Source organism: Thalassobacillus devorans MSP14 (assembly GCF_000496835.1).
GTDB lineage: Bacteria > Bacillota > Bacilli > Bacillales > Halobacillaceae > Thalassobacillus > Thalassobacillus devorans_B.
Map to the genome: position 1 here is coordinate 991456 of NZ_KI543237.1, position 21393 is coordinate 1012848.

Genomic DNA, 21393 nt, shown 5'->3' on the forward strand with positions numbered 1-21393 from the left:
ATTATTAAAGTCACAAATACAAACTTTCAAACAGCAAGTATATTCCAGTGAACAGCAAAATCATATACATGAATAGCCTGAATAAACGCTGGTTGATCCATCGGAACAATAATTGGCCCAAAACAAGTCCAGCAAGTACTACCGGTACAGCTAACCCTCCTGCCTTCCATGCTTCGATGCTCGTCCCGGCAATTATCACTTGCATTAACAGACTCACGAAATAAATGAATAAGTAGAAAGCGAGCGTAGTCGCTCTCAACTTTTCTTTTTTCGTACCCGTACCGGAAAAATAAAGCAGAAGCGGCGGTCCAGGCATACCGATACTTGTGGTCATCGCCCCCGATATTCCTCCAACTATAAAATCCCTTCGCAAAGATTGGTGAGTCCGGAATTGAAAGATTAAAAGTATCGTAAGCACCAGTATAACGATACTGATGCCGAGCTTCAGCTTCGTCAAGTCTGCCAAGACAAAGATAAGGATGCCAATCAGAAGGCCAGCGCTACTGCCGATGATGAACCTTTTCAAAATACCTGTATCCACATCATGACGTATTTTCATAATCAGGACACTGGAAATAACCAGAGAAAGTGCCAGGTTGATCTGGATCGCTTCCCTGGGAGCGAACAATAATAATAAAAAGGGGGTAGCCATTATCGAGAAGCCAAAACCGGTACTGGTTTGTAGAATAGAAGCTATAAGAATGATGATCATATATATAATAATAGAATCCAAACAAACACCTCTGTTAAACCTGACATCTCTCTATGACCGCCCTACCAGCCAGTGAAATTCCTAAGCTTTTCAGAAAAGCAAAGAAAGTATATAATTTAATAAGATTGTCAAAAAATATCAAGAAACCTTTACTATTTATCCTTACTTTTATGATAACATGTTGATGTTACCAGGCGTTACTATAGCTAACTTAAAATACATATAGGAGTGTAACCATGGCTGAAAATAACAAAGGATCGATGAAGTTCGTTGTCATTTTAACTGTAGTCGTCATTGGACTTGTAGCTGTATTCGTTGTATTAGATAGTAAAAATAATAGCGGAAGTGAAAGCAATTCGGCTTCTTCCGGTGAACCAATTTCCACTGAAGGCCAGCCGACCATAGGTGAATCAGATGCGCCGGTTAAAATCGTGGAGTTCGGCGATTACCTTTGTCCTGCATGTAAAGCATGGAGCGAACAAGTCTTTCCGTTACTGAAACAGGATTATATTGACTCCGGTGATGCTAATTTGACTTATATCAACGTCCTCTTTCATGGAGAAGATTCCGAACTGGCATCTTCAGCAGGAGAAGCTGTCTATAAACAGGCTCCTGATAAATTTTGGGACTTCAGCAAGCAATTATATGCGGCCCAGCCAAAAGAACACCAGGAAGGCTGGCTGACGGAAGAAATAATTGTAGATGCAGCTAAAAAAAGTGTTCCATCCATTGATATTGAACAAATGAAACAGGATATGAAATCGGAAGAAATTCAGCAGGAAGTCCAGAAAGACGAAACGCTTGTAAAAGAACAGGGAGTTCAAGTGACACCGACAGTGATGATAAACGGGGAAATGGTGGAAGACCCATTCAACTATGAAGAAATTTCCACGAAAATCGAACAGGCCATAGAGGAAAGCAATGAGTAAACCAACCAGCAGTCAACCGATTTTTCTTTATTTGGCATGGCTCGCTGCTGTCATTGCCACGTTAGGCAGTCTTTATTTCAGTGAAATAAGGGAGTTCATTCCTTGTGAATTATGCTGGGTCCAGCGGATATTCATGTACCCGTTAAGCATCATTCTTGGTATCGCTACTTTTCTCAATGACCGGAATATTATCAAATATGTCTTACCACTTTCAATTATTGGCGGACTTGTTTCCATTTTCCATTATATGGAGCAGAAGGTCCCTGGGTTTGCGAGTATCAAGCCTTGTGTCGGCGGTGTTCCTTGCAGTGCGGAATATATCAACTGGCTGGGATTCATCACGATTCCTTTGCTGGCTTTGACAGCATTTACGCTGATCACCATATTTTTATTTATCACCAAAAAGAAATAAACCGTAATCCCATAAGCTTAGAGTTGAATTATCACGCTCTGAGCTTATTTTTATGAAGATAAGGGAGAAGCTTACTTGTATGAGCTACATTGGTTAGGACATATGTCCTTTTAAAAATTTTCATCTTCCGTTTAAATAAATACAGAATAGGAGGATGAAAGATGAAAGGTGCTTTATTTTCCCTGCTTGGAGGTCTCTCTATCACTATGCAGGGGATTTTTAACGCAAGAATGAGCGATGCAATTGGCGGATGGCATACGACGGTAATGGTTCATATCGTAGCCTTTACTATCGCTATGGTTATTTATATAAAAGCAAGAGATGGAAAAGGGAAAAGCTTCAGGAACGTCCCATTCCTTTATTTAATCGGAGGATCGTTTGGTGTCATTGTCGTTTTTTCGGAATTGACAGCAATTCACAGGATTGGTCCAGCCGCAGCAATCGCTATCCTTCTCGTTGCACAGATAGGAACTGCATTTGTCATAGAATCACAAGGGCTGTTTGGCGAAAAGAGAGTCCCAGTGTCGCTGCGTCAAGGGCTTGGGCTTACGATGATGCTTGCAGGGGTTATTCTTTTTCAATTGTAAAAGAAGGTGTATAAATAGTGAAAGAATTTAAAACAGCTGATGCAGACGTCTACATCGAACGATTTGAGCTGGACAATGTCTTTCCAGAGCAGTTCCGACCTAAAATAAAGGTCTGTCAGTTCAATAAAGGAGATGTGCTATTTTCAGCGGGCGAAAAGCTGGAACAACTATATATCCTGGTGGAAGGGAAAATAAAAATTTTCACGCTCACCCCTGAGGGAAAGTCCTTAATCAACCGGTTCAAGCGTCCTCTGGAGCTGATCGGGGATGTAGAATACATCAGAAGGAATGCAGTCTTCAATTCCGTTGAAGCTGTATCAGATGGCGTGATGCTTACAGTGTCATTTAACGATGTGGCGAAGCTGGAAAAAGATCATCTGCCATTTACACGTTTTTTACTGGAAACGTTAGCCCGAAAATTTTATACCGAAGCCCATACCACGAGTCTCAACATGCTTTACCCTGTAGAAGTGCGCCTGGCCAGCTATTTACTGTCGATTTCCTCGGTCAGTGAAGGCACAGCTTTCCATCAGGAAATGCATACCTCAAATTTGATGGAACTTGCAGAGTGGCTGGGGACCAGTTACCGCCATTTAAACCGCGTATTGAAAAAAATGGCTTCAGACAACATCATTGAACGGGCCAATGGTACGATTACCATAAAAGATCTTGAAAAGCTAAGCATCCTTGCAAAAGGGAACATCTATGAATAAGGAGGAACACTGATGACTGGAGTATTATTAGCAATAATCGCAGGTATTTTAATCAGCCTGCAAAATGTATTCAATGCCAGAGTAAGCGAAAAGACCGGGCCGTGGGCAACGACTTCTCTTGTCCTTGGTCTTGGTCTTGTCTGCTCGTTACCGGTTTTTTATTCAATCGAACAAAGAAGTATATTTGAATTCGGCGATGTGAACCCTGTATTTTTGTTCGGTGGAGTATTTGGCGTAGGAATCGTATTCTTTTTAATGAGAGGGGTAACATTGATTGGTCCCGCGTACGCCATATCGATTGCACTTATTTCACAAATCATTATTGCTTTTATCATCAATACCGGTGGCTGGTTCGGATTTGAAGCAGCAGCCCTTTCCTGGCAAAAATTATTGGGAATCGCTTTGTTAATCGGTGGGGTGCTTGTCTATAAGCTGGATAAACAGTCCGGTGAAAACGAAGTTGGTCAGCAACCCCAACAGACCGCTTCGTTTAAAAGTAATCAGACCTCCTATCCCGCTGACCAGAGACTGCACCAGGAGCGGTCGTAAATCGTTTCAGGAATGTTTTTGTAATAACAACCATAACAAAAGAGGCCGTCCCCCTACATGGATGATGGGACAGCCTCTTCTTTATTTAAACATCTATTGCACAGGCACTTCGATACCAAGCAATGGCGGGTATTGCTGGGAACCGAAGATATCTCCTTCTCCAGGGTCTCCACTTGGAGCGAAGCGGCGAATCGTGAACTTGATCGCATTTGCTGGATCATATTCGACAAAGTCAGTAATTCGATCCTCTTCAATGTTATATAAAGAAGCCAGTTTTTCCCGGTTAATTGATTTACTGTTTTTCACCATTTCATACGTATCTTTTTCCTTAAAGATAATATCAAACGTGATTTTATCTGTGCCGGCATTTTTACTGCGAATGGTTTTTGCCAAGTCGTTTAATGTCCTTGTTTCCATGGTTTTTCCTCCTTTTAGGCCTTCACTGGTTCGCCGATCATTTCTGTTCGTACGTCAAATAATTCCAATGGATCATCGACCGGAATCGTGTGATTCATGGTCCAGGAATAAGAAGCTGTTGCCGGCAGTACATCGTCGACAACGAAAGCGGCTGTACCAGCTGTTCCTTTAACTTCCGGGAGACGGGCATAGAAAATCTGACGGGTACCGAATAGGGTCAGCGCTTCTGCCTCTTCGGCTGTTTCCGCAATCCCTTCTATAACTATACACAGCTCATGAGATTTAATTTCTTTGACAGGCTCCAGGTCGCCCATGACACCATTTTTACCGAACACGCGGAAGTTGATTTGGTAATTCTGGTCTTTGAACTCCTCAGCCACCTGCTGTTCTGCCATCTCTACGACCTTATCGATGTTCTGGATGGTATAAGGATCGCGAACACCGGCAATCCCAATATATTTCTCCCCATTTTTCCCGGACCCTTCTAACTTCACTTTTACCTTTCCTTCCACAGGTACGAACTCCATCCCTGTAATTCGTGTCGTCTTCTCATCATATTGTTCATATTTACAATTGGTCATATCCAGCATACCGCCAGCGACATACTCATAATAAGGATTGGCCCGTTCATACATGGCATGACCAGCTACGGATGCAATTGTACAACGCTGGTTCGGATGCATCGCCGTAACTTTTACATCTTCATGTGTAATCGTCCCGACGACACTTTCCTTGGCTCCATAAGGTTCCGCGCAGAAGGAAGCGCATTCAAGAACTTTTCCAAGATAATATGATTGAGCTTCAGGGAAACCTTCGCGGATTGCTGGTGCAGCAAAAATTGCACAGTCACTGGAACGCCCGCCAATCACCACGTCCGCTCCCATATCTAATGCTTTGATATAGGGATGGACGCCTGCAACGCCGACAATACGATTAGTTTTATCAACTTCTTCTTTTGTAAGCTGCGGCCGTTCATCCAGCCCTTCAATGATAATATCCTGATCAATTTTATTTTTTACATCTTCCTTATCTACTTCCGAATAAAAATAACCGATTTTAAATGGAGGAAGATCGTGTTCTTCTGCAATTTCTTTAATTAATTCCACATACATATCAACCCGGCTGTTCGAACCGGAGTCGCCTGCCGAACCGACAAGCATCGGAACATTTTGTTCCCTTGCCGCCAGCAGCATCAGTTCCAGGTCATGCTTCTGCCATTTCCGCATGCTGACAGAACGGTCTGCTCCCAGTGCGGTTGCTCCGATATCATCACTGCCGGAATCACAGCAATAATAATCAGGTTTAGTAGCAGCGGCTATTTTAAAACTTTCTTCCTTTGTTGGTGCAAATCCCAGATGACCGTTCGGGCACACAATACGAAGTTGCTCTTTCATGTAAAAAGTTCCCCTTTCGGAAAATAAAAGTATATGACATGTTATAACCAGTTGAACCGAGTATAAGCCAACCTGTTTTATTTGTCAATTCTGAATTTTAAAATTTGTGATAGCGTTTTCTAAATCCTTTTATCAACCGGACTGGCAGGACTGCCGAATAACCGTTTCATGTTCCTTACCTAACTAAGAAGAAGATAAAAACACCATAAAAAATGAACCTATGATTCATAGGTTCATTGAATGGATCTGGTTATAAAGAATTTGTATTTATCGCCTTTATAGTAAGAGGTGCGATATTCAATTGCTCTTTCCCCTGCATAAATGATAGATGTCACCTTGAAAATAGGTGTCACTTCATCTAATTTCAATACCTTGGCAATCCGCTCATCGGAAAGCACCGATTCGAAAGTCTGCTTACTATGGGTCGGGCCTATATCTGGTATGTTTTTGTATAAATCCAGTGTGGTAAAAGGCCTTCCTGCAGCCTTTTCTTTCCTGGCTGCTTTCGTCACTTGTTCCCCAATATCAATTGGAAAAAAGCTATCGTAAAAAACAATCGGCAGTTCATCTCCATAACCAACGAGTTGCAGGTTATATAGTCGATCCATCATTTCTACATCCAATAAAGTAGACAATTGAAGATCGGTAACAGCCATCTCCGCCTTCACAATATCCGTAGAAGCGACCAGACCCTGCTGGGATAATGTTGATTGAAAACTATCAACTTTACTTAATTCCTGCTTTATAGTAGGGGTGGCTACAAAGGTACCCTTACCGTGGGTACGATATAATAACCCTTCATTAACAGCAAGGTCAATTGCCTGTCTTACCGTGATTCTGCTTACCTCATATTCTTTCCCCAGTTCCCTTTCCGAAGGTATTTGCTGTTCCGGCTCCCATTCCCCTGCTTTTATTTTCTCTTCTATCACGTTTTTTAATTGTATGTATAGCGGAGTAGAGCGGTCACGTTTCAAATTAAACATTTCCTCACCAACAATCTCTTATAGTTGTATGTACTGATTATAACAATATTTGGAGGTAGATAAAAACTATAAACCTGTTAAAATATACTAATATAAAAGTTTTTCGAAAAATTATTTGATAATTCCCAAGAATCTGATATAATCGATATTACATTACATGTTATAACCAGTTGAAACGGTGTTGATGTTGATTTCGTATTTTAATATTATTTGAAAGCGCTTTTATGGAGGTGTGCGAAATGGGTATCCCTTTACCTATGTTCTATTTAATAGGCTTAATCGTTTTTGTTGCTGTCCTGTTTATTGGCTTTAAACGACCGATGTATGAGGTAATGACACTCTCTTTCTTTTTTATCGTCCTGATTTCAGGGCAATTGGACATCATGTGGTCAGCCTTGCTTTATCCATCAACAAGCAGTCTATTCTATGCCATTTTCGCTTTTATGGTGGTTGCGGTGTTGTTTGACGCTACGAAAGTCGTACAAAGAATCATCAATCTGATGTTATCGCTTGTCGGAAAATTCCGGGGGGGTGCTGGTTATGTATCTCTGTTAGGAAGTACATTTATGGCTTCCCTCTCAGGTACTGGACCAGGAAACGTTGCAGCTACCGGTGTTTTCACAATACCGACCATGAAAAAAGCAGGCTATCCTGCCCCATTAGCTGCTACTACTGAAATGTCCTCCAGTATGTTAGGTAACATTATCCCTCCGTCCGGAATCGTCCTGCTTACGTTTGGAATTTTGAATGAAGTTAATCCCGGGAGTATTACGCTAAGCCAATGGATCGTAGCTGCCTATGGAATCGGTTTATGGTTTTTTATCCAGCGTTGGCTTACACTCTGGGGTCTTTGCAAATATTATAAAGTACAGCCTATTGCTAAAAAAGAACTTCCTTCCTTCAAGAAGAGCTTCCGTATCGGCTGGCCGGCGTTGATTCTACCTGCCTTGATTTTTGTTCCGCTATTCGCCGATGCCCAGTTCAAAGACTTTATCACAGCCCGTATCGGTGCTGACGGCTCTGAAGCATTTTCATCGTCTGTATTGATGTTCACACCTGCTATTGCAGGGGCTTATGCGATTGGGATTGGAAAGAAAGCATTCTTCAACACCACTCGCTCTCATCTTGACCGGTTGGTCGAAGTTTTCAAAGATTCCTTGCCTCAAGTGGTTCCGATTGGTGTCACTATTTATATGGCCTATGCCACTTCCCAGGTGTTCATTGGAATGCAGATGGAAGAAGTCGTACGTAATTGGTTTGTCTCCATGGGGATGACTGCCCCCGTCATGATTGTACTGCTTCCATTTTTCTTCATGATTCTTGGAATGGTGCTTCCAGGATCAGCGCAAATCGCCATTCTGGGTGGAGCTATGATCGGGGCATTTGGCGCCTTAGGCGGTGACCCGGTACTGTTTGCGCTTATGCTGCCTGCTATGACCGGTGCTTTGGAAGGAATGACTCCTCCCCTTGCACTTGGGCTGTTCGTGGCCATGGGGATCGCAGGTTCAGGGTTCAAAGAGACCTCAAAGCTTGCGATTATATGGATTTTGCTCCATGTGCTTTTAAGTATCATCTTGTTAACCGGAGTTTTACCGATTTTTGGACTATAACTTGGAGGTGTTTAGCATGAAAAATAAAATTTCCACTATATTTGCTAACCTTTATGGATGGATTGCTTTTCTGACAATGGCTCTAGGTCTACTTACTGCCTTGATGTTCGGTGCTTCTTTTATTATCGGAGGCGGGAGTGGCGAAGCGATCGCTGTGCTTGCTGGAAAGATGATGAGTTGGGGCATTCGGTTTGCAGCGATTGCCATGATAGTCGGTATTGTTCACACCTATGCATCGAAAGAACATAGCCTGACGCTCAAATCCGAATCTAAACAAGCAGCCGAAAAAGAAATCAATAATGCCAAGATAGAAAAAGCAATGTAAGGAAAAGAGGTGATCACGTTTGAAACCATGGATCGGAGTCACTGTCCATATCGATGAAGGAAAAGAAGATGATTTATACCCCAGGCATCCATTGTTGTATGTAGAACGTGATTACATTCAAGCGTTAGAAGCCCATGGTATGCACCCTGTACTGCTTCCAGTATTGGATAGAACAGAAGATGTTCCAGCTTATCTAGCCAAGTTGGATGGCCTCCTCATGACTGGCGGGGGCTACCTTAATCTCAATAAACCATTGTCTGTTTCTACTAAGCTGAGTGAAACTGGCAGTACGCGTTTTACGTATGAGAAAGTACTGTTGAAAAAGGCGGTTGAAATGGGGCTGCCTGTACTGGGAGTGTGCCGTGGAATGCAAATGATAAATGAAGTATATGACGGCACATTGCAAAACCTTAAAACCAGCCACCACCACCAGGAAGTGATGGGGATGGAAGGATCGGTCCCTACGCACCGTATAACGCTTGAAGAATCCAGTAAACTTTCAAAAATGATTGGCCATCATCCACTTCAAGTCAATTCCAGACATCGTCAGGTGATTTCTGAGATAGGAAAAGGTCTCAAGCCTGTAGCCTGGTCTGAAGACGACCTTTTCATAGAAGCGATCGAAAGCGACGATGAAAATTGGTTATTGGGACTGCAGTTTCATCCCGAACAGCTCTATTTGGTCGAGCCAAGGTGGTCGTTGTTATTTAACGCTTTTAGAGATGCGGCGTTGCAATATAGTCATTCTAAAGCTTATTCCTAATATTGGATGGTGGCTTGGTTTCCGTTTGAGAACCCTCTATCCAATCCCCTAAAAGCCCGGCGATCGCCCGGGCTTTTCTTTTTATTGCTATATCTTTTCCCTGGCACGGGTATGTTCTGCCCTAACTCAGTCATGTTCTGACTTAACGCATTCGGCAATACTTCAATCATTTCATTTGGTGAGTAATTCCTACAATTGTTAAACTAAGTCACATAGATAAACTTGTTGATTTTCCTAAGAAGCTTTTTCAACTATTGGGCCGTATTGTGGAAGACTCAGTTTCAAGGTTCTTTACCATAAAAGCGTTAGGGGTGGCTTGGAAACTACTCGCTTTCCAGCTTCATCGCCTAGACACTCGCGACATAAGCAGTCCATCAACGGGAAGAAAGAACACTTCCCTTTTGCTGTTCTGCTTATGCGTGTCGTGTCTCCCAAGGCGATTGCGCATTCGTTTCTTTCCTGTGGGGGACCTGGCGAGCTTCCTCGGGCTATCGCCCTGCGGGATCTTGCCTAGCTCCTTCTCCCGCGGGAGTCTCGCAGTTTCCCAACCACCCCATCCGAAGGATGGGAGTAACGAACCCCTGCGATAAATGAAGACGTCTTCCACAACTCATATGTAACCATGGTGCAGGTTATAAGCAGGGTTTTAAAAAAGCTCTTCTTGTGGATGAAAGGTTGGGTACGCATACCAAGCAAGGAGGGCCGGGAAATTGCGAGACTCCAATGGGAGGATAGGACATGTGAGATCCCGCAAGGCGGAGCCTGAGGAAGCTCACCGTCCACCCATGGAAAGCGAGTGATTTCCCGGACCTCCAAACGCCCATCACCATAACGGAAAACAGTTTCTCTCGAAACTGAGTATTCCATAAAAGGGAGCTTAACTGTAGCATCAACACTGAGATATAACAGAATTAATTTTCAAAAGAAAGAAGATGAATAAAATGAGTATAGAACATAAACAAATGCATGAAATTCCGTTTTCGGTGCTGGACCTCGCACCGATTGTAGAAGGCGGGACACCAGCAGATGCCTTTAAAAATATGATCGAACTTGCCCAGCATACAGAAGAATTGGACTACAACCGATATTGGATGGCAGAGCATCATAATATGCCATTCATTGCGAGCTCGGCTACATCTGTATTAATTGGTCATGTCGCTGAAAACACGTCAAGAATCCGGGTCGGGTCTGGCGGCATCATGCTTCCGAACCATGCGCCATTGGTGATCGCTGAACAGTTTGGCACATTAGAGTCTCTTTACCCAGGTCGAATCGATCTTGGTCTTGGACGCGCTCCTGGTACAGACCAGATGACTGCCCAGGCGTTGAGACGGGGACGTAGAAGTGATGGTCAGGATTTCCCGCAACTCTTACAGGAATTAAGGGCCTATTTCGATCCTTCGTTAGCAACGAGCCCAACACCTATCCGTGCCGTCCCTGGTCAAGGGTTGGATATCCCTATCTGGCTGTTAGGTTCGAGTGGTTTCAGCGCGCAGCTTTCCGGTCAGCTTGGTTTACCGTTTTCCTTTGCCAGCCACTTTTCACCAAATAATACAATGGCCGCGCTTGACTTATACCGCCGCCACTTCCAGCCGTCTGAGACACTTGAGAAGCCACACGCCATGCTAGGCTTGAATGTGATTGCGGCTGAAACAGATGAAGAAGCGGAGTATCTGGCAACCTCGCTGTATCAGCAGTTCCTGAATTTGATACGCAACGATGAAGCACCATTGCAGCCTCCTGTAGAAAATATGGACGAGCTATGGTCTCCGCATGAACATGCGGCACTCCAGCAACAGCTGGGAGCTTCTATTATCGGAAGTAAGGAAACTGTCAAACAAAAGCTGGAATCATTCATCGAGGAAACAAAAGCAGATGAAATCATGGTCACTTCCCAAATCTATGATCATCAAAAGCGGCTTCGTTCGTTTGAAATTGTAGCAGAGATTGTGAATGGAAAATAAATAGCAAAGGAGCCAGGCTGTAATGACCTGGCTCCTTTTTATTCGCTTGAAGGATCCTGATAACTTTCCAGCATAGAAATTCGTTCCAGCATGGTAGGGTGCCCATATCTTAAATACTTTACGAGGGCAGGTGGATGGACGTCGCTGAGAGCCGTGACGGTCAACTGCTGGAAAGAGCCGACCGCGGCTTCCGGGTCTCCGGTCATTTCGATGGCATATTCATCGGCGGATTTTTCTGCGCCCCGGGAAATAGCAAGTTCTACCGGGCTGACGATGAATGAAAGTAAACTGAAAATCAATAGCAGCGCCGGCAAAGACGCTATATCTGTTATGTGCTTTACTCCCCAGGCATCGCCCCACTTTCGGATTACGGCATGAAAGAGTCGATAACCCAAGTACATCCCTGCAAAAGTAACGCCGATGGAGCCTGCCAGCATCCAAAATAGATGGTTCTTTACATAATGACCGATCTCATGGGCCATGATGAATAATACTTCATTTTCGTTCAGTTTATTCAGAGTTGTATCCCATAAAACGATACGTAGGTTCGACCCGATTCCATTCACATAAGCATTCATCGCATTTGTTTTTTCTGACATGTCTACTTCATAGACGCGGTCAGCGGGAATGTCTGCCTGCTCAGCCAGATCCAGTATCTTTTCTTCCAGCTGCGGGTTGCTCAGCCTGGAGAAGTCATTATAAAGCGGGTCAATGACGACAGGCTGGATATACATCATGAATATTAAAAATGGAACGAACAGCATCCAGGCATACAGCCACCAGCGTTTTTCAAAACGGCGGATCAATACATACAGAACGGTGATGAGAACAGCCATAATCAGGGTACTGATCCAAAAGCTGATCATTTGATCGCGCATCCATCCTGAGAAACTCTGTGTTCCTATCCCATAGTTGATCGACAGGGAACGCCTTATAAAATCGAACGGGAAGGTCACAATCCAAGTCAAAGCCGATAAAAGCAAGACGTAGATCGGGATATTGATCCATGAAAACCTGGAGACACGTTCGCCGAAATTCTTAAACACTTTTGAAATACCAAGTACCAACATACCAAGATAAATAATCCACTCCAGCGGTAAACCAAGGAAGAACATCATGGATTGATAGCGGGAATATTCCTGACTTAGCTGAAGCTCACGATCTGTCATAAACGTTGCGGGGTCTGCCGCAGTTCCCTGATAGGAAGCAGGGACTCCGGTATCAGCCCACCAGAATAAGTAAAGCCCCATGATCAGGGCATAGACGATATAGATACCAGCAGTCCAGACTGCAAACTGTTTTTTCACGCGCCCACCTCCACTACTTGTACTATTTCTAGCTTATGTTCAAAAAATTAAATTATATCGTTATCTAATATTTTATCACGTATGAACCATAGCCCTCCTTAATGGTGAATGGAACTGATTCCTGCAATAAGCAGAAAGAAAAAAATCGCCCAGGAAATATCCTGGACGATTTTTAAAGTGAAACACTTTATGGCAATACAGTGGAGCCCATCAGGTAACGGTCGCATTCACGTGCTGCTTCCCGTCCCTCATTAATGGCCCATACGATCAGACTTTGGCCGCGACGCATGTCTCCCGCAGCAAATACGCCTTCAACATTGGTGCGATAATCACCGTATTCTGCTTTGATAGTGGAACGTTCGGTAGTTTCGACACCAAGCTGCTTGATCAAATCCTGATCTGGACCTTTGAACCCGATAGCGAGCAGGACAAGGTCAGCAGGCCAAACTTTTTCAGTGCCTGGAATTTCTTCACGGATGCGTTTGCCGTTTTCATCCTTGGTTAACTTCACGTTTACGGTATGGACTTCTTTGACATGTCCGTTTTCGTCACCGACGAATTTCTTTGTCATGACTGCGTAGGCGCGTGGGTCGTCGCCCAACACGGCTGCTGCTTCTTTATGGCCATATTCGACACGGTGGACGACCGGCCACTGTGGCCATGGATTGTCTTCCGTATCACGGGCAGAAAGCTTTTTATCATAAATATCAAACTGGGTAAGACTCTTGCAATTGTGACGGACAGAAGTCGCCAGACAGTCTGTTCCCGTGTCTCCCCCACCAATGACAATTACGTCCTTATCTTTCGCAGAAATGTAATTACCATCTTCGTGGTTAGAGTCCAACAAGCTCTTTGTGTTGGAATGAAGGAAATCCATCGCATAATGAACACCTTTTAATTCTCTGCCGTCAGCCGGGATGTCACGGTGGACCTGTGATCCTCCGCAGAGAATGACAGAATCAAAGTCTGCACGCAGTTTATCTTCTGGATAGTCTTTTCCGACTTCCGTATTCGTAACGAATTCGATACCTTCCGCTTTTAAAATATTGACGCGGCGTTCGACTACATCGTAAGGCAATTTCATTTCAGGAATCCCGTATGTCAGGAGGCCTCCGACACGGTCGCTCCGTTCGAAAACTGTCACCCAGTGGCCAGCTTTGTTCAATTGAGCGGCAGCTGCAAGACCAGCTGGACCTGAGCCTACGACCGCAACCTTTTTACCTGTACGCTGAGCCGGCGGTTCTGGTTTTACCCAGCCCTCATCAAATCCTTTTTCAATGATGGCGCGTTCGACAGACCGTATCGCTACAGGAGGTTCATTGATGCCTAGAACACAGGCCCCTTCACAAGGTGCCGGACAGGCGATGCCGGTAAACTCCGGGAAGTTGTTTCGCTCATGCTCTTTTTTCAAGGCTTCCTGCCACTGGCCACGATAAACCAGGTCATTCCATTCAGGAATCAGGTGGTTGACTGGGCACCCTGTCGTCTGTCCATTGATTTCTGTGCCTGTATGACAAGTAGGTACGCCGCAGTCCATGCAGCGCGCCCCTTGTATTTGGACCTCTTCTTCTTTCATCGGAGCAGTATAGTCCGACCAGTCTTTCGTACGTTCAGAAGGGTCACGTTCACGTTGTGATTGACGTTCGTATTCCATAAATCCTGTTGCCTTTCCCATCGTATCCCCCTCCTCTTATTATTTGACAAGCTCTTTGCTTCGTTTACTTTCTTCAAATGCCGTCATTTCAGCATCAAACTTTCTCATGCCTGTATCGATCAAACCGGCAATCCGCTCTTCCATTTCACGGTATGCGGTAGGGATGACACGTACAAATTTGGATACGTATTTATCCCAATCATTCAATATGCGATGCCCTTTAGGACTATTGGTATATTCCACATGCTTCGCGATCATCTTGTATAGCTCCGTGATTTCCTGTTGATCAGTCAAGCGCTCGAGATCCACAAGTTCCTGGTTGCATTTACTGTCAAACAATCCTTGTTCCTCTTCCAGGATATAAGCGACACCACCAGACATACCTGCTGCAAAGTTACGGCCGGTTGCACCGAGAACGACGACTTTTCCACCAGTCATATATTCACAGCCATGGTCACCGATTCCTTCGACAACGACGCTTGCCCCACTATTACGGACACAGAAACGTTCACCGGCAAGCCCATTGATGTAGGCTTCCCCGGCTGTCGCCCCATAGAAAGAAACGTTACCGACAATAGTATTTTCCTCTGGCACGAACGTAGAATCCTGGGATGGATGGACGATGATTTTACCACCGGATAATCCTTTACCGACATAGTCGTTGGCATCGCCAATCAAGGTCATCGTCATGCCTTTAGGAATAAACGCACCGAAACTCTGTCCGGCTGATCCTTTCAGATTCAGGCGAATGGTATCTTCCGGCAAGCCCTCCGCACCATGGCGACGGGTGATCTCACTTCCAAGAATCGTACCGGTCACCCGGTTGATGTTACGGATGGAATGGTTTACTTCCACTGGTTCTTTCGTTTCAATCGCTTTTTTACATAGCGGCATCAATTCCTGCATGTCCAGTTTCGTAGACAGTTCGTGATCCTGCTGCTGGACCTGGTAAGTTCCACCGCCCAGTGGCACAGCCGGCTGGTAAAGCAGGGACGTAAAGTCGACGCTTTTCGCTTTCCAGTGATCGATGTCTTCTTTCGGTTCCAATACATCGGAACGGCCGACCATCTCGTTGATGGTACGGAAGCCAAGCTCCGCCATCAACTCACGTGCTTCCTGAGCGATGAAACGCATGAAGTTGGCAACGTGATCCGCTTGCCCAGTGAATTTCTTACGCAGTTCCGGGTTTTGGGTCGCGACACCGACCGGACAAGTATCCAGGTGGCATACACGCATCATGACACAGCCCAGGACAACAAGCGGTGCCGTGGAGAAACCATATTCTTCCGCTCCCAGCAAGGTAGCGTAAATGATATCGCGCCCGGTCATCATCTTACCGTCTGCTTCGACAGCAATCCGGTCGCGCAGGTTATTCAGTACGAGTGTCTGGTGAGTTTCGGCAAGTCCGATTTCCCACGGCATACCAGCGTGTTTGATACTGGTTCGCGGTGCAGCACCGGTTCCTCCGTCATATCCACTGATCAGTACGTGATCGGCTCTTCCTTTTGCGACACCGGCAGCAATCGTTCCTACACCGTCGGCAGAAACGAGCTTAACGCTGATCCGTGCTCTCGGGTTAGCATTTTTCAAGTTATGAATCAACTCTGCCAAGTCTTCAATAGAATAAATATCATGGTGGGGTGGTGGTGAAATCAACTCGACCCCTGTCGTTGAGCCACGTACTTCCGCGATCCAAGGGTAGACTTTCTTGCCAGGCAAGTGACCACCTTCACCAGGCTTCGCACCCTGCGATACTTTGATTTGCAGCTCATCAGCGTTGACCAGGTAATGGCTGTTGACGCCGAATCGTCCTGATGCAATCTGTTTGATGGCACTGCGGCGCAGGTCACCATTTTCGTCCGGAGTGAATCGCTCAGGGTTTTCCCCACCTTCTCCGGAGTTACTTTTACCTCCGATTTTGTTCATGGCAATCGCAAGTGCTTCGTGCGCCTCTTGACTGATCGCTCCGAATGACATGGCTCCTGTCTTGAACCTTTTACAAATATCGTCGACGGATTCGACCTCCTCGATCGGAATCGACCGCCGCTTCTTGAACTTCAGCAGACCCCGCAGCGATTGCAGGTTGTTCCGTTCATCGGTCAACAGCTGGGAATATTCTTTAAACAAGTCATAATTATTACTGCGGCACGCGTGCTGCAGGAGATGAATTGTGTGCGGGTTGTATTGGTGGTCCTCACCGTTTTCGCGGTATTGGAACTCATCACCTGCTTCCAACTGCTTAGAAGCCACACGTTTTTCCCCATAGGCACGCTCATGGCGCATCAATACTTCTTTTTCAATAACATCAAGGCCAATACCACCAAGACGGGTTGAGGTCCAAGTGAAGTATTTGTTAACGACCTCACTGCTGATGCCGACCGCTTCGAAAATTTGGGCGCCCCGGTAACTTTGGATGGTCGAGATACCCATTTTGGAAAGTACTTTGACAACACCATCGGTAACTGACTTGACATAAGTGTCCACGGCTTCATCAAACGTAATGCCCTGCAGGTCGCCGCGCTCAATCAAGTCATGCAGGGAATCGAACGCTAGATAAGGGTTGATTCCTTCGGCACCATAACCGAGCAATGTAGCAAAGTGATGAACTTCACGTGGTTCAGCTGACTCGATCAGCAGGCTCACTTTGGTACGTGTTCCCTGGCGGATCAAGTGGTGATGCAGACCTGATACAGCAAGCAAGGCGGGAATAGCTGCCTTATTACGGTTCACTCCGCGGTCCGATAAAATAATCAGTGTCGTACCGTTTTCTATTTCCTGATCCGCTTTGGCAAACAGCTCTTCTAAAGCGGCTTCCATGGCACCTTCGCCTTTTGCATCGAACAGAATCGACAGTGTAGCTGCCTGAAACCCATCGACGTCCTGCTGACGGAGCGTCTCCAACTGACGGTTGGTCAACGCAAACGTATCAAGACGGATATGTTTGCAGCTATCCGGCTTCGGATCAACCAGGTTCCCCTCCGCTCCAATCGTCGTACCTACTGCTGTAACGATTTCCTCACGAATCGCATCAATCGCAGGGTTGGTGACCTGGGCAAACAGCTGTTTGAAATAGTTATAGAGCAGCTGTGGCTTTTTCGACAGTACAGCGAGCGGGGAATCATACCCCATGGACCCGACAGGATCCTTTCCGCCTGATACCATCGGCTTCAGAATTTTACTCAATTCCTCGGTCGTATATCCGAAGGCCAGCTGCTGATCCAGCAGCTTTTCATCTTCAGTCATTGGAGCCTCTTCCACCGGCTGCGGAAGCTCATCGAGATCAAGCATGTGTTCGTTGATCCATTCCTCATACGGCTGCTTTTTTGCGACCTGGCCTTTAATCTCCTCGTCAGGGATGATTTTTCCTTTTTCCAAGTCTACGAGAAGCATCTTACTTGGCTGCAGACGATCTTTGTATTCAATTTCATCATCAAAGATATCAAGTGCGCCAACCTCGGAACCAAGAACGATCATGCCATTTTTCGTAACATAATATCTGGCCGGACGCAGTCCGTTACGGTCAAGGCATGCTCCAATCTGGCTGCCGTTCGTAAACACAAGTGCTGCCGGTCCATCCCACGGCTCCATAAGTGTGCTGTGATACTCATAAAAATCACGCTTCTCTTTTTCAATAGCCGTGTTATTCGGCCATGGTTCCGGTACCATCATCATTGCCGTATGAGCGAGTGACCGCCCTGATAAATGCAGGAATTCGAAAGCATTATCGAACATGGAAGAATCACTGCCGTTATCGTCAATGACAGGCAGAATTTTTTCTAAATCTTCTTCATTGAAATATTCAGATTGACATAGCGTTTGCCGCGCCCGCATCCAATTGACGTTTCCTCGTATTGTATTGAATTCACCGTTATGGATGGTGTAGCGGTTTGGATGGGATCTTTTCCAACTTGGGAAAGTGTTCGTACTGAAGCGGGAGTGTACTAATGCCAATGCGGATATAAAATCAGGATGGTTCAGGTCAATATAAAAAGAATCTAACTGTTCAGGGATGAGCATCCCTTTGTAAACAATTGTGCTGGTCGATAAACTGCTGATATAAAAATCGTCACAGGCTTCCATTTTGCCAATTTCAAATTCCGCACGTTTACGGATAACATATAAGCGTCGTTCAAACTCCATCCTGTCTGTGATTTGCTGCGATTTTGCTACAAACACCTGACGGATGTACGGCTTCGTTTTCTTGGCACTGTCCCCGACAAAGGAGTCATTGACAGGTACCGTACGCCAGCCTAACAGCCCTTGGCCTTCCTCGCGGATGATATCTTCGACAATTTCAATACATTGCAATCGCTTGTATTCATCCTGAGGAAGAAATACCATTCCTACCCCGTATTCCCCTTCTCCGGGAAGATCGATATTTTCTTTTTTACATTGTTTTAAAAAGAAACGATGGGGTATCTGTGTTAGTATACCGGCTCCGTCCCCCGAGTTGACGTCGGCTGACTGGCCGCCGCGGTGTTCCAGGTTGCACAGAATGGTAACCGCGTTTTGAACGATATCATGGGATTTTCTTCCGTTGATATTCGCGATCATACCGATTCCGCATGCCTCATGCTCATTAGCAGGATTATAAAGACCCTGCGGAATTGGATATCCGTGTTTTTCCATGATCATTCCTCCTCTATGATTAGAAAAGCTCGGCTTATTACCAGATGGTAGCAAAAGCCTTGTTTTTGTTATCCTTTATTCCTTTAACAAAGTTGAATTTTTTAAAGGATTTAAAAGTGTACATTTTTTAGTGAATATGAAAAAATTCAGTCTATTCGAGTGTGAGAAATAGTATACCATGAAATTGTCAGTCAATTACAGTGTTATACAATAACTGCAACTTTAGACCTATGTAATGTTACAAAAAAGACAACGCTTTCATGCGTTTCATTTTGCTTATAAACACAGTCATATCAACGGTTTCGCTTCTCTATAACCTCCCGGAAAATTTTTTTGTAGAAGTTATCTTAAAAAGTGCTGTTTTTTGATATGTATAAAAATAAGTTATACATGTTATTTATACACAAATATGTATAATATGGACGGATAGACACCCCATTTATTAAAGCTCCAATTTCATGTATCAAAAGAATCCTCTTGCCTCCAGCAAAGAGGGTTTTTTAGTGAAGGAAAAAGTGGGTCTCATCTGATTCCGCCTCAGCGTATAAAAAACGAAAAACCATTAAAAAAGCAGCACCTTCCTCGTTTATGGAAGATACTGCTTTATAAGAATCTATATAATGGGCAGCTTACTGTTGACCAAGCTCCAGTACTGGCTGCTGTTGAATAGGTTCCGGTTGTGGGGTGATGCGTTTGCGTTTCCTGATACGCGCAGCAAGCGAATCCAATGCGGCGTAAACAGAGAAAAATCCAAAAACAGTTAGAGACAAAATTGATAGAGAGGTTACCATACCCACTATCCCCTTTCATATTTCTTTATATATTATTATTTACACCTATATAATATCAAATATTCTTATAAAGTAAATACATGTGATAATATTCTTAAAAATACTGTCGTATTCTTGACTATATTGTGAATAGCTAGGAATTTTCCGAAAAATTGCATTCCCTTTTCCAAGGGAATGCAACCGTTAATTTATGGCATTTTCACCATGGATATAACCTGCACCATAGACGTTTGGGTCCCTATTCCGCCAGGTTTCAGCGCTTTGTTTTAATCGCTGTTTTATCTCATATGGTGTAGCTTCAGGATTATGCTGCTTCATCAATGCCACGACACCTGCACAAAGGGGAGTTGCCATGGATGTACCAGAAAGTACAAAGTAATCGTTGTCGACACGGGCGGTTTTTTGGACTTTATCCAAATAGGACCCCGGTGATCGCAATGAAATGATGTTAACTCCGGGGGCAAGGATATCCGGCTTGGTAACATCATAGATGGTAGGTCCTCTGCTTGAGAATGATGCGACCTCATCGTCTTCCCTGGTATCGGCCGAATCCTTATCATCCAATGCCCCGACCGTGATTACCTGATCACTCAGACCAGGACTTGCAATAGTTTTGGCTTCAGGTCCCTCGTTCCCTGCTGCTACGCAAACAGTAATCCCTTCTTTCCATGCTGCTTCTACGATTTTAACCATCGGATCTTCATTTTCGGATGAAAAAGCCTGCGCTGTACTTCCGAGCGACATGCTGATGATATCTATCCGGTTATCAGGGTGTTTTTCATTATATTGCATGCACCACTCTACTCCCTGCATGACCGTCTCGAGGGATCCTGATCCGATTTTGTTGAGTACTTTGACTCCAACAAGATTCGCTTCTGGGGCAGGGCCCTGATATTTACCTTCAGAGGCTGAACCATCACCTGCAGCATCGCCGGCACAATGTGTGCCATGTCCATTATCATCATAAGGAGTGGTACGCTCATTGATAAAATCTACAAAGTCAACGATTCTTCCTTCTAAATCCTGGTGTGGATGGATGCCTGTGTCGATAATCGCGATCGTTACGCCTTTCCCTGTCAATCGCTTGTTATTGCGTACAATACTTTTAGCACGGGCTGCTTCGACAGCTACATCGAGAAGGGCATGAACTTCTTTGTCCACATATACTTTTTTAATATGATTACAATTTGTCAGGATGTCCTCCAGCCCTTCAGGTGTCACCTGTGCACTGCAGCAGGATATACGGGAAAAGTCGTGCTTAAACTTACATGCATGATGGCGTTCCAGTACTTCATGAAGCTTAATACAATCCGCTTCATAGTAACCGTCTTCAAACTCAACGATTAAGGAAAGCTTTTTCCTTTTCTTCACATACCCTTCAAAAACACGATGCAGAAAGCATGGCGTCCATTTGAATGGACGATAGCCGTTCAATATTTCATCTCGCAGCGGCTTTTCCAGCTTATCGGCGTGAGCTCTTATCATTTGAACCATCGAATAACCAAACATTTTTTCCCTTCCTTTCTTTGGTGTTCCTATAATCTATGAATGTAAGAAAGGATAGGAAAGGTGTTTGTCCATTATTCTAGTAAATTGGCTAATAACCTGTAACCATGCGGGAAAAAAAGCTGATTCGAAGGTAAGTATAATAGTC

18 protein-coding genes are annotated in these 21393 nt (G+C 44.7%); 9 read left to right on the forward strand and 9 right to left on the reverse strand.

Translation table 11 applies throughout. From position 1 onward, the window contains the following. Positions 1-10: 10 nt before the first annotated feature. Entirely contained in the window at positions 11-712 is a 702-nt protein-coding gene (locus P855_RS0115040) for a sulfite exporter TauE/SafE family protein (protein WP_037986315.1), read from the reverse strand. 236 nt (positions 713-948) lie between these two features. On the opposite strand from P855_RS0115040, the gene P855_RS0115045 reads away from it, so the two are divergent. The 5 genes from P855_RS0115045 to P855_RS21105 all read left to right on the forward strand — a co-directional run bounded on the left by P855_RS0115045 (position 949) and on the right by P855_RS21105 (position 3902). Further along, positions 949-1641, forward strand: coding sequence for a DsbA family protein (locus P855_RS0115045; RefSeq protein WP_028784346.1), 693 nt, complete (start codon positions 949-951; stop codon positions 1639-1641). Further along, positions 1634-2053, forward strand: coding sequence for a disulfide oxidoreductase (locus tag P855_RS0115050; protein ID WP_028784347.1), 420 nt, complete (start codon positions 1634-1636; stop codon positions 2051-2053). The genes P855_RS0115045 and P855_RS0115050 overlap by 8 nt, the downstream gene beginning before the upstream one ends. Positions 2054-2214: 161 nt before the next feature. Beyond that, positions 2215-2640: a DMT family transporter gene (locus tag P855_RS0115055; RefSeq protein ID WP_028784348.1), complete on the forward strand. Its 426-nt coding sequence runs from the start codon at positions 2215-2217 to the stop codon at positions 2638-2640. Between the two features lie 17 nt (positions 2641-2657). Beyond that, the gene (locus tag P855_RS0115060) at positions 2658-3353 is read left to right on the forward strand and encodes a Crp/Fnr family transcriptional regulator (RefSeq protein ID WP_028784349.1); all 696 of its coding nucleotides are present in this window, start codon (positions 2658-2660) and stop codon (positions 3351-3353) included. Positions 3354-3365: 12 nt separating this feature from the next. Beyond that, positions 3366-3902 carry a DMT family transporter gene (locus P855_RS21105; RefSeq protein WP_084315715.1) on the forward strand — a complete coding sequence of 179 codons (537 nt, stop codon included), beginning with the start codon at positions 3366-3368 and terminating at the stop codon, positions 3900-3902. A gap of 93 nt (positions 3903-3995) precedes the next feature. On the opposite strand, the gene P855_RS0115070 is transcribed toward P855_RS21105, so the two are convergent. The 3 genes from P855_RS0115070 to P855_RS0115080 all read right to left on the reverse strand — a co-directional run bounded on the left by P855_RS0115070 (position 3996) and on the right by P855_RS0115080 (position 6687). Beyond that, on the reverse strand, positions 3996-4319 hold the full coding sequence (locus tag P855_RS0115070) for a DUF4387 domain-containing protein (protein WP_028784350.1): 324 nt from the start codon (positions 4317-4319) through the stop codon (positions 3996-3998). 14 nt (positions 4320-4333) lie between these two features. Further along, positions 4334-5713 carry an acyclic terpene utilization AtuA family protein gene (locus P855_RS0115075; RefSeq protein ID WP_028784351.1) on the reverse strand — a complete coding sequence of 460 codons (1380 nt, stop codon included), beginning with the start codon at positions 5711-5713 and terminating at the stop codon, positions 4334-4336. Positions 5714-5946: 233 nt separating this feature from the next. Then, positions 5947-6687, reverse strand: a complete 741-nt coding sequence (locus P855_RS0115080) for a GntR family transcriptional regulator (protein ID WP_051353248.1) — start codon at positions 6685-6687, stop codon at positions 5947-5949. 248 nt (positions 6688-6935) lie between these two features. Between P855_RS0115080 and P855_RS0115085 the strand changes: the two genes are divergently transcribed. The 4 genes from P855_RS0115085 to P855_RS0115100 all read left to right on the forward strand — a co-directional run bounded on the left by P855_RS0115085 (position 6936) and on the right by P855_RS0115100 (position 11358). Continuing rightward, a complete protein-coding gene (locus P855_RS0115085) occupies positions 6936-8306 on the forward strand; it encodes a TRAP transporter large permease subunit (RefSeq protein ID WP_037986102.1) in 1371 nt (456 codons plus the stop codon). 16 nt (positions 8307-8322) lie between these two features. Then, positions 8323-8631, forward strand: coding sequence for a hypothetical protein (locus P855_RS0115090; RefSeq protein ID WP_028784354.1), 309 nt, complete (start codon positions 8323-8325; stop codon positions 8629-8631). Between the two features lie 19 nt (positions 8632-8650). Then, positions 8651-9394: a gamma-glutamyl-gamma-aminobutyrate hydrolase family protein gene (locus P855_RS0115095; protein WP_028784355.1), complete on the forward strand. Its 744-nt coding sequence runs from the start codon at positions 8651-8653 to the stop codon at positions 9392-9394. 941 nt (positions 9395-10335) lie between these two features. Then, positions 10336-11358 carry an LLM class flavin-dependent oxidoreductase gene (locus tag P855_RS0115100; protein WP_028784356.1) on the forward strand — a complete coding sequence of 341 codons (1023 nt, stop codon included), beginning with the start codon at positions 10336-10338 and terminating at the stop codon, positions 11356-11358. A 38-nt stretch (positions 11359-11396) separates the two neighbouring features. Here P855_RS0115100 and P855_RS0115105 read toward each other — a convergent pair whose 3' ends face one another. From P855_RS0115105 to P855_RS0115125, 5 genes are all read right to left on the reverse strand, one after another. After that, complete coding sequence (locus P855_RS0115105) at positions 11397-12665, reverse strand: M48 family metallopeptidase (protein ID WP_028784357.1); 1269 nt, start codon at positions 12663-12665, stop codon at positions 11397-11399. 187 nt (positions 12666-12852) lie between these two features. Beyond that, complete coding sequence (locus P855_RS0115110; protein ID WP_028784358.1) at positions 12853-14340, reverse strand: glutamate synthase subunit beta; 1488 nt, start codon at positions 14338-14340, stop codon at positions 12853-12855. An 18-nt stretch (positions 14341-14358) separates the two neighbouring features. After that, positions 14359-18948, reverse strand: coding sequence for a glutamate synthase large subunit (gene gltB / locus P855_RS0115115; RefSeq protein WP_028784359.1), 4590 nt, complete (start codon positions 18946-18948; stop codon positions 14359-14361). Between the two features lie 629 nt (positions 18949-19577). Next, on the reverse strand, positions 19578-19739 hold the full coding sequence (locus P855_RS22285) for a hypothetical protein (protein ID WP_161628825.1): 162 nt from the start codon (positions 19737-19739) through the stop codon (positions 19578-19580). A gap of 183 nt (positions 19740-19922) precedes the next feature. Next, positions 19923-21248, reverse strand: a complete 1326-nt coding sequence (locus P855_RS0115125; protein WP_028784360.1) for a S8 family peptidase — start codon at positions 21246-21248, stop codon at positions 19923-19925. Between the last annotated feature and the right edge of the window lie 145 nt (positions 21249-21393).

Excerpts from the sequence above, each read along its gene's own strand:
- P855_RS0115040 (WP_037986315.1), bottom strand. The coding sequence starts at position 712 with ATGATCATCATTCTTATAGCTTCTATTCTACAAACCAGTACCGGTTTT.
- P855_RS0115045 (WP_028784346.1), top strand. The coding sequence starts at position 949 with ATGGCTGAAAATAACAAAGGATCGATGAAGTTCGTTGTCATTTTAACT.
- P855_RS0115050 (WP_028784347.1), top strand. The coding sequence starts at position 1,634 with ATGAGTAAACCAACCAGCAGTCAACCGATTTTTCTTTATTTGGCATGG.
- P855_RS0115055 (WP_028784348.1), top strand. The coding sequence starts at position 2,215 with ATGAAAGGTGCTTTATTTTCCCTGCTTGGAGGTCTCTCTATCACTATG.
- P855_RS21105 (WP_084315715.1), top strand. The coding sequence starts at position 3,366 with ATGACTGGAGTATTATTAGCAATAATCGCAGGTATTTTAATCAGCCTG.
- P855_RS0115070 (WP_028784350.1), bottom strand. The coding sequence starts at position 4,319 with ATGGAAACAAGGACATTAAACGACTTGGCAAAAACCATTCGCAGTAAA.
- P855_RS0115075 (WP_028784351.1), bottom strand. The coding sequence starts at position 5,713 with ATGAAAGAGCAACTTCGTATTGTGTGCCCGAACGGTCATCTGGGATTT.
- P855_RS0115085 (WP_037986102.1), top strand. The coding sequence starts at position 6,936 with ATGGGTATCCCTTTACCTATGTTCTATTTAATAGGCTTAATCGTTTTT.
- P855_RS0115090 (WP_028784354.1), top strand. The coding sequence starts at position 8,323 with ATGAAAAATAAAATTTCCACTATATTTGCTAACCTTTATGGATGGATT.
- P855_RS0115100 (WP_028784356.1), top strand. The coding sequence starts at position 10,336 with ATGAGTATAGAACATAAACAAATGCATGAAATTCCGTTTTCGGTGCTG.
- P855_RS0115110 (WP_028784358.1), bottom strand. The coding sequence starts at position 14,340 with ATGGGAAAGGCAACAGGATTTATGGAATACGAACGTCAATCACAACGT.
- gltB (WP_028784359.1), bottom strand. The coding sequence starts at position 18,948 with ATGGAAAAACACGGATATCCAATTCCGCAGGGTCTTTATAATCCTGCT.
- P855_RS22285 (WP_161628825.1), bottom strand. The coding sequence starts at position 19,739 with ATGGTAACCTCTCTATCAATTTTGTCTCTAACTGTTTTTGGATTTTTC.
- P855_RS0115125 (WP_028784360.1), bottom strand. The coding sequence starts at position 21,248 with ATGTTTGGTTATTCGATGGTTCAAATGATAAGAGCTCACGCCGATAAG.